This window comes from Sphingomonas phyllosphaerae 5.2 (assembly GCF_000419605.1).
GTDB classification, from domain to species: Bacteria; Pseudomonadota; Alphaproteobacteria; order Sphingomonadales; family Sphingomonadaceae; genus Sphingomonas; species Sphingomonas phyllosphaerae_B.
The window spans coordinates 419,841-432,455 of sequence record NZ_ATTI01000001.1 but is presented as its reverse complement, the minus strand read 5'-3'; the positions used below and the strand labels follow the sequence as shown (position 1 = coordinate 432,455).

11 protein-coding genes are annotated in these 12,615 nt (G+C 67.4%); 7 read left to right on the top strand and 4 right to left on the bottom strand.

Annotated elements, in window-relative coordinates; all coding sequences use genetic code 11:
• Nucleotides 1-12 precede the first annotated feature (12 nt).
• Nucleotides 13-705, top strand: coding sequence for a sugar transferase (locus tag SPHPHY_RS0102120; RefSeq protein ID WP_022685063.1), 693 nt, complete (start codon nt 13-15; stop codon nt 703-705).
• Nucleotides 706-728: 23 nt separating this feature from the next.
• Here the strand turns inward: SPHPHY_RS0102120 and SPHPHY_RS0102115 are convergent, their stop codons facing one another.
• Both SPHPHY_RS0102115 and SPHPHY_RS21680 read right to left on the bottom strand, forming a co-directional pair.
• Nucleotides 729-1,376: a hypothetical protein gene (locus SPHPHY_RS0102115; RefSeq protein WP_022685062.1), complete on the bottom strand. Its 648-nt coding sequence runs from the start codon at nt 1,374-1,376 to the stop codon at nt 729-731.
• A 193-nt stretch (nt 1,377-1,569) separates the two neighbouring features.
• Nucleotides 1,570-1,989 carry a hypothetical protein gene (locus tag SPHPHY_RS21680; protein ID WP_196802103.1) on the bottom strand — a complete coding sequence of 140 codons (420 nt, stop codon included), beginning with the start codon at nt 1,987-1,989 and terminating at the stop codon, nt 1,570-1,572.
• Here SPHPHY_RS21680 and SPHPHY_RS18935 point away from each other — a divergent pair.
• The 5 genes from SPHPHY_RS18935 to SPHPHY_RS20805 all read left to right on the top strand — a co-directional run bounded on the left by SPHPHY_RS18935 (nt 1,967) and on the right by SPHPHY_RS20805 (nt 9,250).
• Complete coding sequence (locus SPHPHY_RS18935) at nt 1,967-3,814, top strand: DUF1800 domain-containing protein (RefSeq protein ID WP_022685061.1); 1,848 nt, start codon at nt 1,967-1,969, stop codon at nt 3,812-3,814. The two genes, SPHPHY_RS21680 and SPHPHY_RS18935, sit on opposite strands and share 23 nt — an antisense overlap.
• Before the next feature lie 12 nt (nt 3,815-3,826).
• Nucleotides 3,827-5,194, top strand: coding sequence for a DUF1501 domain-containing protein (locus SPHPHY_RS18930; RefSeq protein ID WP_081645209.1), 1,368 nt, complete (start codon nt 3,827-3,829; stop codon nt 5,192-5,194).
• A gap of 98 nt (nt 5,195-5,292) precedes the next feature.
• Entirely contained in the window at nt 5,293-6,504 is a 1,212-nt protein-coding gene (locus SPHPHY_RS18925) for a DUF1996 domain-containing protein (protein WP_196802102.1), read from the top strand.
• Between the two features lie 95 nt (nt 6,505-6,599).
• Complete coding sequence (locus tag SPHPHY_RS0102085; protein WP_022685057.1) at nt 6,600-7,991, top strand: oligosaccharide flippase family protein; 1,392 nt, start codon at nt 6,600-6,602, stop codon at nt 7,989-7,991.
• Nucleotides 7,992-8,071: 80 nt separating this feature from the next.
• Nucleotides 8,072-9,250, top strand: a complete 1,179-nt coding sequence (locus tag SPHPHY_RS20805; RefSeq protein WP_022685056.1) for a glycosyltransferase family 4 protein — start codon at nt 8,072-8,074, stop codon at nt 9,248-9,250.
• 110 nt (nt 9,251-9,360) lie between these two features.
• On the opposite strand, the gene SPHPHY_RS0102075 is transcribed toward SPHPHY_RS20805, so the two are convergent.
• Nucleotides 9,361-10,353, bottom strand: coding sequence for an NAD-dependent epimerase/dehydratase family protein (locus SPHPHY_RS0102075; protein ID WP_028056379.1), 993 nt, complete (start codon nt 10,351-10,353; stop codon nt 9,361-9,363).
• 272 nt (nt 10,354-10,625) lie between these two features.
• Nucleotides 10,626-11,771 carry a glycosyltransferase gene (locus tag SPHPHY_RS0102070; RefSeq protein WP_081645208.1) on the bottom strand — a complete coding sequence of 382 codons (1,146 nt, stop codon included), beginning with the start codon at nt 11,769-11,771 and terminating at the stop codon, nt 10,626-10,628.
• Nucleotides 11,772-12,022: 251 nt separating this feature from the next.
• Here SPHPHY_RS0102070 and SPHPHY_RS0102065 point away from each other — a divergent pair, with 251 nt between their 5' ends.
• Complete coding sequence (locus tag SPHPHY_RS0102065) at nt 12,023-12,604, top strand: polysaccharide biosynthesis/export family protein (protein WP_022685053.1); 582 nt, start codon at nt 12,023-12,025, stop codon at nt 12,602-12,604.
• Nucleotides 12,605-12,615 lie beyond the last annotated feature (11 nt).

Genomic DNA, 12,615 nt, shown 5'->3' with positions numbered 1-12,615 from the left:
AGGAGCAAACCCGTGCATGAAGCGACCATAACGGCCGCGCCGGAACCGACCGGCGCAATGAACGGCGTGGCCGACCCGGCCGTCTGGCAGCGCGTCGATGACGTCGCTAGCCGCGTACTCGATGTCACGCTCGCCGTGATCGCCCTCATCATTCTCGCGCCGCTGATGGCGGTCGTCGCGGCGGTGATCTATTTCCTGGATCCCGGCCCGGTGATTTTCGCGCACCAGCGCATCGGCCGCGGTGGACGATCCTTTCCGTGCCTGAAGTTCCGCAGCATGGTCGTCGACGCGGACGCCCGTCTGCGTCACTTGCTGGAGACCAGTGCCGAGGCGCGCGCCGAGTGGGAGCGTGATCACAAGCTGCGCGATGATCCGCGCGTGATCGGGATCGGCAAGTTCCTGCGCAAGACCAGCCTCGACGAGCTGCCGCAGCTCTGGAACGTCGTTCGTGGCGACATGAGCCTGGTTGGGCCGCGCCCGATCGTCGTCGGTGAAATCAGCCGCTACGGTCGTTATTTCGAGCATTATTGCGCGGTACGTCCGGGCATCACCGGCCTGTGGCAGGTCGGTGGCCGCAACGACGTGTCCTATCGTCGTCGCGTCGCCTATGACGTGACCTACAGCCGTGCACGCTCGTGCGCGATGAACGTCAAGATCATCGCTTACACGGTGCCCAGCGTCCTGCTCCAGCGCGGCTCCTACTAACGCCCGGTTTGCTTCGCGGCAGGTCAGCCGCCGCGGAGCTGGGCGCGGACATCGGCCAGTTGCCGGGCGGCGCGGGCGTGTTGCCGGGCTACATCCGCCGCGATCTTCTGTTCCAACGAAGTGAAGGTGCGGTTGGCCGCGGCGATATCATTGACGATCGCCGCTCCACTGATCTTCAGCGCGCGCGCCTCCGCATCCAGCGAGGCGAGTGCAGCCACATCCTGACGCTGCTGCGCGACGGCACGTTTCGCGTAGACCCCATCCAGCTTCATCATCGCCACCACGTTGCGTGATTCGCCCAGATTGCGGGTGGCACGCGCATCCTCGAGCTGGCGCAGCACGGCATCTCGCCGCGCCGCCGCCATTGCCCGGTCGGCGACGAGGCGCTGGCGGGCGTCCGCGATCGCGCGCGCTACTGCCGGGTCGGCGCGACGTGAGAGCAGCGCGGCCGAAAACGCCGGCTCGGCCGCATCACTCACCTCGGCATTCCAGAGCGCTTCCTGCGCCAGCAGCCGGTCGGTGGCGATCCCCGCGACCGGTTGCGGAACGCGTGCGGTGCAGGCAATCGCAGCCACGCCGGCCAGGCCGAACAGTGCGGCGAAACCCAGGCCACGGCGCAGCGCCGCGGCGGCATCGTCATTCACCGTGTTCCGAGCGATCGTCGCTTCCATGTTGCGGCATTCCTTGAATCGTTCCGGACTGGCGTTTCGAAGTAACCCGAAGTTGTTAAGATCGGGTAAGCCACGTTCTTACCCTATCAAGCCGGATCGTTTCGCCGCGACAACGTAAGCTCGATCGGCTTTCGGCGGCTCGTCATTGCCGGGCGATTAACCTCGTCTTCAATCCCGACGCGTAGCTGTTGCCTCATCCGCCGATTGGGTGGTGACAGTTCGGATTCGGGCGGAACATCGTGTCGACCTCGCGGCTACGTTCACATATTCTTCTGGCGACCGCGTCGCTCACGCTGGCCGGTTGCGGCGGCGGCGGCAGCGGGGGCGGCGGTGGGAGCAGCGGCGCGACCACCCCGGTCGTGGTCGTCACTGCCCCGACCCCAACGCCTACTCCGTCGGTCGGACCGGGGAGCGCCGGCCCCGGCCTAACCCCGACCCCGACCCCGACCCCGACGTCAACCGACGGCGGTATCGTGATCGTCGTGCCGACTCCGGTGCCGACGCCGGCACCCACGCCTACATCGACGCCGCTGCCGATCTCGATCGCGCCGGCTACTCCAACGCCTGCCCCGACGGCGACTCCCACCCCGATGTCGACCCCCATCGTCGTCATCGTGGACCCGACGCCCGCTCCCGCGCCGACCCCTGCGGCCACCGATCCGGTGCCGTCTTCGTCGCCGGTCGCCGACGCACCCGGGGAGGTCGCCCCCACCAACGGCCTCACCTACCTCGCGGCACGCGTCAGCGAGCTGGCAGCATCGATCGTCGATGGCTTCTGGAAATTCCTCGCGCTGTTCACCGCCAACGGCGGCAGCACCCCGTGGAGCAACGGACTGACCGCATTCGACCAGCCGGTCACCACCATCGACGGGGCGGCGGCGGTGCCGGTCGACGTCCTGCGGCTCGCCCGGCAGGCGTCGTTCGGGCCCACCCCGCAATTGGTGTCGCGGATCGCAGCGCTCGGTATCCCGGGCTGGATCGACGAGCAGTTCCGCGTTCGTGGCAGCACCTACGTCGATCTCGCGAACTGGGTGCCGAACGATTATTGCTCGGATCGCACGATCGCGAATTGCTGGCAGAACAATTTCACGCGCGTGCCCGTCGCCGCGCGCTTCTACGCCGATGCCGCGCTCGCGCCGGACCAGTTGCGGCAGCGCGTGGCCTTCGCGCTCTCGCAGATCATGGTGATCTCCGGAAACACCGTGAACAGCACGGCCGGGCTCGCCACCTATCAGCAATTGCTGCTCGACGGCGCCTTCGGCAACTACCGCGACCTGCTCGGCAAGGTGACGCTGCATGGCGCGATGGGGCTCTATCTGTCGATGGCCGACAGTGCGCGCAGTGCGCCGTCCGAGAATTACGCGCGTGAGATGCTGCAATTGTTCACGATGGGACCGATGCAGCTCAACGCAGACGGCACCCCGGTGCTTGCCGGCAACGGTGCGCTCGTGCCCAATTACGGCCCCGACGACATCAAGGGGCTGTCGCGCGCGCTGACCGGCTGGACCTATGCGAAGGGTGGTGGCCGCACCGACTGGACCGGCAATGATTTCTCGCAGCCGATGGTCGTACGCAGCGGCAATTGGGCCTATGATTCGCAGGCCAAGTCGTTCCTGGGCGCCACCGTGCCCGCGGGTGCCGCGCCCGCCGAAAGCGTCCGCATCGCGCTGGACGCCGCGTTCAACAACGCCAGCACCGCGCCGCGTGTCGCCAAGCTGCTGATCCAGAGCCTCGTCAAGGCCAACCCGTCGCCCGCTTACGTCACGCGGATCGGCGCGGTGTTCGTCGACAACGGCAAGGGCGTGCGCGGCGACCTGAAGGCGGTGGTGCGCGCGATCCTGCTCGATCCGGAGGCGCGCGGCGACGAACCGCGCAGCGGCGGCGCGGGCAAGGTCAAGGAACCCGTGCTGATGATGACCGCACTGGTGCGCGCGATCGGTCTTCAGACCGACGGCACCGGCATGACACTGCGCGACACCGCGCTGGGGCAGCCGGTGTTTCAGGCGCCGTCTGTCTTCAACTTCTACCCGCCCGATTACCCGCTGGCGCGCAGCAGCGGGCTGGTCAGCCCGGCATCCAAGCTGCTGTCGGCGGGCGGCACGGTCGCGCTCCAGAACCTTGCCTACGACTGGACGATGAAAGGCGAGCCGAATCGCGGCGACTGGAACTTCAACAACAACCTCGACAACACCAGCAGCTCTGCCAACTCCGTCCCGCTGTGGGGCGGCTGGGAAGCGATCGGGACCGATCCCGACCGGCTGGTCGCGGTCGTGAACCTGCTGATGCTCAACAACTCCGCCACCGCGGCGCAGAAGCAGGCCCTGCGCGCCGCCGCGCTGTCGATCACGCACACCAACGCCCAGACGCAGGCGCGCCGCCGCGCGCAGGCTTTGCTCTACATCGCCGCGTCCAGCCCCAACTTCCTCGTCGATCGCTGAGGCCCCGATCCCATGACCCTGATTTCCCGCCGCCACTTCCACCACATGGCGATGAGCGCCGGCGCGGCCGCCGCGCTCGGCATGTTCGGCCGCGGCGTCGCCTATGGCGCACCGGGCAGCGGCTTCCGCGCGATGGTCGGCGTGTTCCTTTTCGGGGGCAACGACGGCTGGAACATGCTCGTCCCCACCGATCCGGCCGCCTATGCCGCGTACGTCAGTTCGCGCCAGACGGTCGCGCTGCCGCCCGCAGCGATCACGCCGCTGGCGGGCAGCGGACTCGGCCTGCACCAGGCAATGGCCGGGCTCGCACCGATCTGGGACAAGGGCGCGATGGCGCTGGTCCTGAACGCCGGCACGCTTGCCTCCCCGTTGACCAAGGCCACCTACCTCAGCCGACCGGACCTGCGCCCGTCAAACCTGATGAGTCACTCCGACGAGCAGGAGCATTGGCAGGGGCTGCGCGCACAGGGCGTCAACCGCGACGGCTTCATGGGCCGGCTGCACGACCGGATGGGGGCGCCGGGCGGCGTACCGCCGGTGATCTCGTTCGCGGGCAATAGCGTCGCGCTGATCGGCCAGCAGGCGCAGCCGCTGGTGCTCCCGTCGCGCGGGGTGCTCACGCGCACCGCGAGCGGCAACAGCGCCATCGAGGCGGCGGTGGACAGCCTGGCGGGCGGCGCCGGGCTCGACGACGTCACCGCCTCCACCGCGCAGACGATGAAGGACGCCTATGCGATGAGCGCGGCGACCAGCGCGGTGCTGGGTGCGACCGGCAGCGTCGAGGGATTCTTCGTCGATCCCGCAAGCGGGGCGGCGCTCACCTCGGACGTCGCGATGCAGCTGAAGCGCGTTGCACGGATGATCGAGGCGCGTGCCACCTTCGGGCACTCACGCCAGTCGTTCTTCGTCTCGCAGGGCGGCTATGACACGCACGACAATCAGGTGACCGGCGGCAACGTCGCCGCGGGCCTTCACGCCAACCTGCTCGGCGACCTGGCGCTGGCGCTGGCGGCCTTCTACAAGGCGATGGAGTCGATGGGGCTGCAGGACAACGTCACCGCCTTCACGATGAGCGACTTCGGGCGCACCTATCGCGGCAATGCGCAGCTCGGCAGCGACCATGCGTGGGGCAACAACCATCTGGTGATCGGCGGCGGCGTAACGCCCAAAAGCGTGTTTGGCCGCTATCCCGATCCGACGCTGGGCGGCGCCGACGACATCAGCAACGAAGGCCGCTTCCTGCCGACGATGGCGCAGGAAGAATATCTCGGCGCGATCCTTAAATGGCACGGTGTCGCCGACGGCGACCTGCCATATGTCGTCCCGAACTGGTCGACATGGTCCACCAACGGACGCGGCCCGATCGGCCTGTATGGCTGAGCCGTTGTGATGTCTCGGAAAGGTGACGCCGGGCTGCCATGCGGTTTGTCGGCGCGCGGCTCCTGCCCTATGAGGGCCGCGCCTGCTGGAGATCCACCGTGTACCGTCGCCTGATATTCGCGCTGTCGCTGCTGGCGCTCGCCGCGCCCGCGCCCGCGCAATTGCGCGCCGACGAGATGGCGTACGAACTGCGCCGCCCCGACGAGATGGGAATGACGGCGAAGAAGGACGCGCCTTCGCACAACGTCGGCAGTCCGCACGGCGACGCTGTGCGCCCGGCGCTCAGCAAAGACGTCCTGACGGTGCCCGATTCGATCCCGACCAACGCGCGGGTCGCCCCGCTGCTGGAAACAAACGGCTTGATCGCGCCTTCGGGACGGCCCGACGTGGTCGGCGCTTTCCGTTTCATCTGCCAGCCGGGGCAGGTCAGCTACGACGATCCGATCGTCTTTCCCGGTCAGCCCGGCAAGAGCCACCTGCACCAATGGTACGGCAACACCGCCGCGAACGCCTCGTCCACGTACGAAAGTCTGCGGACCACCGGCGAAAGCACCTGCGTCAACATCCTCAACCGGTCCGCCTATTGGATGCCCGCGATGCTCGACGGCAAGGGCCACGTCGTCCGCCCGGACTTCGTGTCGATCTACTACAAGCGTCCGCCGGCCAACGATCCGATCTGCCAGCGCACGGCGAAGGCATGCGTCGATCTCCCGCGCGGGCTGCGCATGGTTTTCGGCCACGACGTGATGACGGGTCGGCCGGCAACGGGCGGCACGCACTTCGACTGCAACGGCGAAGGCGCGACCTCCGGGCACTTCCAGACGATCACCGAGGCGGCGAAGGGCTGTCCGCCCGGCGCGCGGCTGGGCGCGATCATCAGCGCGCCGTCGTGCTGGGACGGCAAGCGGCTCGACAGCCCGAACCATCGCGACCACATCGCCGACATCAGCTATGGCAGCTGGGGTTACCCGAAATGCCCGGCCACGCACCCGTACATCATCCCGGCCTTCACCATGGGTGCCTGGTATTCGGTCGATCGCGAGCGTGCCGACAGCTGGTATTTGTCGTCCGACGAGATGCCGGGCATGGATCGCATGCCCGCCGGCTCCACCTTCCACGCCGACTGGTTCGGCGCATGGGACGACGACATCCTCGCGAAATGGACGGCCAATTGCATCGACAAGCTGTTGTCATGCAACGCCGGCAACCTCGGCAACGGCAGCCAGATGCGACAAAGCGGCAGCTTCTCCTGGACGACCGCCCAAAGGCTGGTGCCGATCCCCAAGCGTCCCGGAAGCACGGCGCCGTGATCGCCGCCATCGCGCGACCGCCGTCCACGATCTTGAACGCCGCCCGCGCGATGCGCGATGCGGCCGACCGCCTCCCACGGGTTTAACGAACTTCCATGACCGACGCTTCGACGATCCGGGCGCAGCTGCTCGCCCGCCTGCACGTACCCGAGACGCTGCTGAAGCGGCTCAGCTGGGCGACGTCCGGCTACATGGTGGTGCTGGTCATCCGCTTCGTCACCAACGTGGTGCTGACGCGCATCCTGGCGCCCGAGCTGTTCGGGATCATGATCCTGGTCACTTCGCTGCGGATCGGGATCGAGCTGTTCACCGACATCGGCATCACGCAAAATGTCGTGAGCAGCCGCAACGCGACGGATCCGCGCTTCTACAACACCGCCTGGACGCTGCAGCTGGTCCGCGGGTTCGTGCTCGCGCTGATCGCGCTGCTGCTGCTGCCGCTGTTCGACCATTTCTATCGTGACCCGACGCTGCAGATGGTGCTGCCGTTCATGTCGGTGTTCCTGATCCTGACCGGCGTGACGTCGATCGGCCTGCCGCTGTCGATCAAGGAAATGGCGGTCCATCGCACGATCCCGTTCGAGATCGCGTCCGCGACGATCGCCTCGACGTTGCTGGTGCTCGCCTCATGGGTGTCGCCCAACATCTGGGGGCTGCTGACCGGCAGCATCCTGGCCTCCACCGTCCCGGCGGTGATCTATTACTTCATCAAGCCCGGCCTGAAGCACAAGCTGATGATCGACATGGGCTATGCCCGCGAGATCGTCGGCTTCGGGAAATGGGTGTTCGTCTCCTCGATCATCTTCTTCCTGGCATCGAACTTCGACCGGCTGATCCTTGCGAAGTACGTCAGCTTCGCAATGCTCGGCATCTACGGCGTCGCGCGCAGCCTGGCGGACGTGTTTGCGCTGTTCAGCGTCAAACTGGGGAGCGAGATCATCTTTCCCAGCGTCGCCGCGGCGACGGTGCGGGGGGTGGAGCTACAGCGCAAGCTGGCGCACCGCCGCTCGCAATTTCTCGCCGCCGCGCTGGTCGTGATCGCAGGCTTCATCGCACTGTCCGACGTCGTCATCGCGGTCATCTACGACACCCGCTATCACGGCGCCGCGCAGTTGCTGCCGTGGGTGAGCCTGGCGGCGTGGATGACGGTCCTGTGCACGCTCAACGAGAATTTGATGCTCGGGCTCGGCAAGCCGCGTTACGGCGCCTACGGCAGCGTCGCCAAGCTGGTCGGCCTGCTGATCTTCCTGCCCGTCGGACTGACGCGCTACGGCGTCATCGGCGCGGCGGGCGCCACCGTGCTCGCGGAGCTATTGCGCTACATCTGCCTGACGCTGGGGCAGGCGCGCGAGAAGATCGTCTTCGTGCGCCAGGATATCGCCGCGACGGCCGCCTTGCTGGCGCTGGCGCTCGCGTTCCGCTGGGTGACCTTCCAGATCCACCTGACCGGGCCGCCATCGGACCTGTTCCGGCTGGGGCTGCACTGAGGAATATATTGGTTGGCCAGCGGGATCCGGTCGCCGGATGCCGGGCCGGGGACTGATCAACGCGAAGGGGGGGCGCGCGCATGGATACGAGCGGAGTTTCTGCATATTTCTACGCCGGCGACTTCGTCGAGGCGGCCCGCCGCTACAAGGACGGCGAGCCGCAATCCTATGCCACCCACGACGAGCTGATCCGCACCTTCGCGGCGATCGGGGCGAGCGGGTGCCCGGTCGACCTCTACAGCTTCTGCACCCCCACCGCCGTGCCGGCGCAGGAGATTTTCCCGAACGTCCGCGTCACCGCGCTCGGCGGCACGCACCACCGCGATCCGGTGCTGGTCGAGGCGTTCCGGCGCGATCCGCATCCGGCGGCGATCTGCCACATCCCGAGCCTGGCGCTCCATTATCACGCCTGGCGCTCCGACAAGCGCGTGCTGTCGGTGATGGCCAGCTCGTTCAACACACATGGCCCGCGCGCCCGGCTCAACTTCGCGCTGCTGCGGTGGTTGCTGAACCGCCCGCGCTTCGACTTCGTCGCCAACCATTGCGCGCCTGCCACGCAGTTGCTGGCGCGTGCCGGCGTCGATCGTGACAAGTTGCTGGCGTGGAACATCCCCTTCCACCGCAGCCCCGGCCAGCGTGCGCCCAAGGCGCACCGCGGCGCCGGCGACGCAACGATCTGCTACGTGGGCAGCGTCAACGAGAGCAAGGGCGTCGGCGACCTGCTGCGCGCGGTCGCGACGTTGCGCGACGACGGCGTTCCGGTACAGGCGACGGTCGTCGGCGGCGGCGACGTCGTGGCGATGCAGGAACTGGCGGACGCGCTCGGGATCACCGATCGCGTCCATCTGACCGGACTGATCGACAACGAACGCGCGTTCGCGATCATGTGCGAAAGCGATGCGGTGATCGTGCCGAGCCGCCACGATTTTCAGGAAGGTTTCCCGCTGGTGTTGTTCGAGGCGCTGGCCTCGCGCACGCCGATCATCTGCAGCGACCACCCGATCTTCGCGACCGCCTTCCGCGCGGGCACCGATGCGCTCTCGTTCGCGGCGCGCGACCACCGCGACCTAGCCCGTCAAGTCGCCCGGCTACTCGGCGACGATCGCCTGTACGCCGCACTTTCCGCCGCGGCCGACGCGACCTGGGCACGGGTCACCGTCGCCGCCGACTGGGGCACGATGATCACCGACTGGGTCACGTCGGGCGCCGACTCCGCATACCTGCGCGGTATGACGCTGGCTTCGCAGGAACGGCGCTGACGCCCGTCTCACACCAATCGGCAGGCTGACCACGCGCCTGTCGAGGTGCGTGCCGTGGCAGTTCGGTGATCGTGGCCGGCGGCGATGCGGTCGCATCGGCCGCGACGCGCTTACCCCTTCGTGCCGTAATGCCCCCGATACCATTCCGCGAAGCGCTGCAGGCCCTCGCGCAGCATCACCTTGGGCTGATACCCGGTCAGCGCGTGCAGCTTCGACACGTCGGCATAGGTGGCGGTGACGTCGCCGGGCTGCATCGGACGCATGACCTTTTCCGCCTTGTGGCCGATCGCATCTTCCAGCGCCTCGATCATCTCCATCAGCCCGACGGGGTGACTGTCGCCGATATTGAGGACGCGGTGCTCACCGGTCGCCGGCGGGTGATCCAGCGCGCCGACGATTCCGTCGACGATATCGTCGATATAGGTGAAGTCGCGCGCCATCTTGCCCTCGCCGTAGACCTCGATCGACTCGCCGCGCATGATCTTCTGCGTGAACGAGAAATAGGCCATGTCGGGACGGCCCCACGGGCCATAGACGGTGAAGAAGCGCAGGCCGGTCTGCGGGAAGCCGTACAGCTTGGCATAGGACTGGCTCATCAGCTCGCACGCGCGCTTGGTCGCGGCATAAAGCGAAACCGGATCGACCGCCGCCTCGTCCTCGGTGAACCCCTCGCCGCCCATCGGCTTGTCGCCATAGACCGAGCTGGAGCTGGCATAGACCAGATGCTCGAACCCGTCCGCGTGGCGGCACGCCTCCATGATCGACAGGTGCCCGGCCAAATTGGAGCGTTCGTAGGCGAACGGGTTCTCCAGACTGTAGCGGACACCGGCCTGCGCGGCGAGATGCACGACGCGTTGCACGCCGTTGTCGCGGACGATCTTCGCCATCGCCTCGGCGTCGGCGATGTCGGCACGATGGAAGTCGAAGGTGTTGCGTCCCTGGAACGTCGCCAGCCGCGCTTCCTTGAGCGCGGGGTCATAGTAATCGTTGACGATATCGACGCCGATCACGCGCTCGCCGCGGTCGAGCAGGCGGTGGGCGACCGCGTGGCCGATGAAGCCGGCGGTGCCGGTGACCAGGATCGGATCGGTGCGGCCGCTCATCGTCATATTCCTTGATTGGCGCGGCGGCCGACCCGCGGACGGGTGCGGAGCCACCGGCGTGTCCATGTTGCGCCTGTCCCTAAAGGCCTGCGCCGCGCACGGCAACTCGGCCGGCCGCAAGCCCGATCGACGATGGCGATCATCGTTGTCTGGCGATCATCCCGAGCAACTCGACGCCGGCTACGCACGATGCCCGCAGAAGCGGCTTGCCGGATCATATCCCGTGGTGAAGGTCGGGCGGCGGTGTTCGCCGACGGTCGACCCCGCCCCGATCAGTCGCGCACCGATTCCGCCGGCTGCCACACGGCATAGGTCTTCCCGCCCCATACCGAATCGACCACGCCCAGCGCGACGCCGAGCAGGCTGAGCAACGCCGCGACCACACGCTGCGCCGGGCCGAAGCGCAGCGCCTGCCCCGCCACCAGCGCAACAGTGCCCGCGCATGCCACGCCCAGCACGATCTCCAGACCGAACAGCGCCACCGCCAGCGGCAGCGCGGACACGGCGGCGCCCAGCAGCAGGAACGGCGTCATCCACTTGAGCATCCGGTGCGAGGCATAGCCGTAGAATGCCGGCCACGGCAGCCGCCGCAGTTGCGGCCACAAGGCGCGGTGGACGTTGATCGCCTGGCACGCGATGCGCCGCTTGCGCACCAGTTCTTCCTCCGCCTCGGTCGCGCTGCGTTCGTAGACCAGTGCGTCGGGCGAGCTGAGCAGCCGCTTGCCCTGCGCCAGCACGACCAGGCTGAGGTACAGGTCGTCGATCAGGTGCGGCGGCGGCGCGCGGTGCAGTTCGCGGCGCAGCACGAACATCGCGCCGTCCACCCCGATCAGCCCGACCGTCTCGCTCTCGACCGCCTTGATCGCCTCTTCCTTGCGCCAATAGGCGGCACCGGTCGCGGCCGCCGGGCTGTCGTCGGGATTCGAATAGACCAGCCGCGCACTGACACACCCGACCGCGGGGTCCGCGAACGGCGCCACCAGCGGCGCGATCACGTCGACATCGTGCAGCACGTTGGCATCGGTGAACATCAGCAGCTCGGCGGCGGAGCGCGTCACCAGCAGGTTCATCCCGTACGTCTTGCCCTTGCGCTCTTCGGACACGACCAGGTCGATACGGTCGCCGAACTCGCGCAGGATCTCGATCGTCCCGTCGCGCGGGCCGTCGGCATAGACGTGGATCGTCGCCGGACCATAGGCATCGGCCGCCTCGATCAGCAATTCCATCCGCCGCCGGATGGATCGCGCTTCGTTGTAGGCCGACATGCAGATCGCCAGCGCCGGACGATCTGTACCAATGCGGGACGCGGGTGCGGACGGCCGGCGCGGGAAGAAGCGCAGCGTCCACGGATAGATAACGAATGGATGTACCGCGAGCACCAGGAACAGCGCGGTAGCGATGGCATACACCCCTATCATGCTTGCGCCCCGCTGATCCCTTTGGTCGGCCGGGCCACGGTGCCCTCACCGTCCCTGCCTTCGCTTTTCGCCGGATGGCGAGAAAACGGCCCCGTTCGTCCAGAGCCATAGCGACTGCACACATTCCTGCAAGAAGGCTTGGAGGCGCTGTCGCGTCCCGTCGTGGTTCGGAACATCACTTGCATTTGCAGCGACATCGCTTACCAAGTCGCCACTTCGCACTTGCGGCATTGACCGGGGGAAATACGGATATGACGAGGCTGGCGATGATGCTGTCGGCGGTGGCGCTGCTGACGGGATGCGCCGGGCGCGGCGGTGACCTTCCGCTGCAAAGCGCCTCTGCCTTGGGCCGCGATCGGGCAACCCCCGTCGACGCTACCTATCAACTGGGCGTGGGCGACCAGATCGCGCTAACCGTCTATGGCGAGACCGACCTCAGCCGCAACTACGCGATCAACCCGAACGGAACGATCGATGTGCCGCTGATCGGGACGGTCAAGGCGCAGGGGCGGACGATCGGCGAGGTCAGCGGCGAGATCCGCCAGCGGCTTTCGGAAGGGTATCTTCGCAACCCCAGCGTCGCGGGCACGATCGTCACCTATCGCCCGCTCTATCTGCTGGGTGAGGTGAACAAACCGGGCCAATACGCCTATCAAACCGGCATGACGCTGGAGGCGGCGGTCGCGCTGGCCGGTGGTTACAGCTACCGCGCGCAGCAGAAATACGTCCTGATCCGTCCCGAACTCGGCGGCGGCGAGGCGAAGGTCGAGGCGACGCCGGATCTCGCGGTCCGCCCCGGCGACACGATCCGCGTCACCGAGCGGCTCTTCTGATCGCCACGATG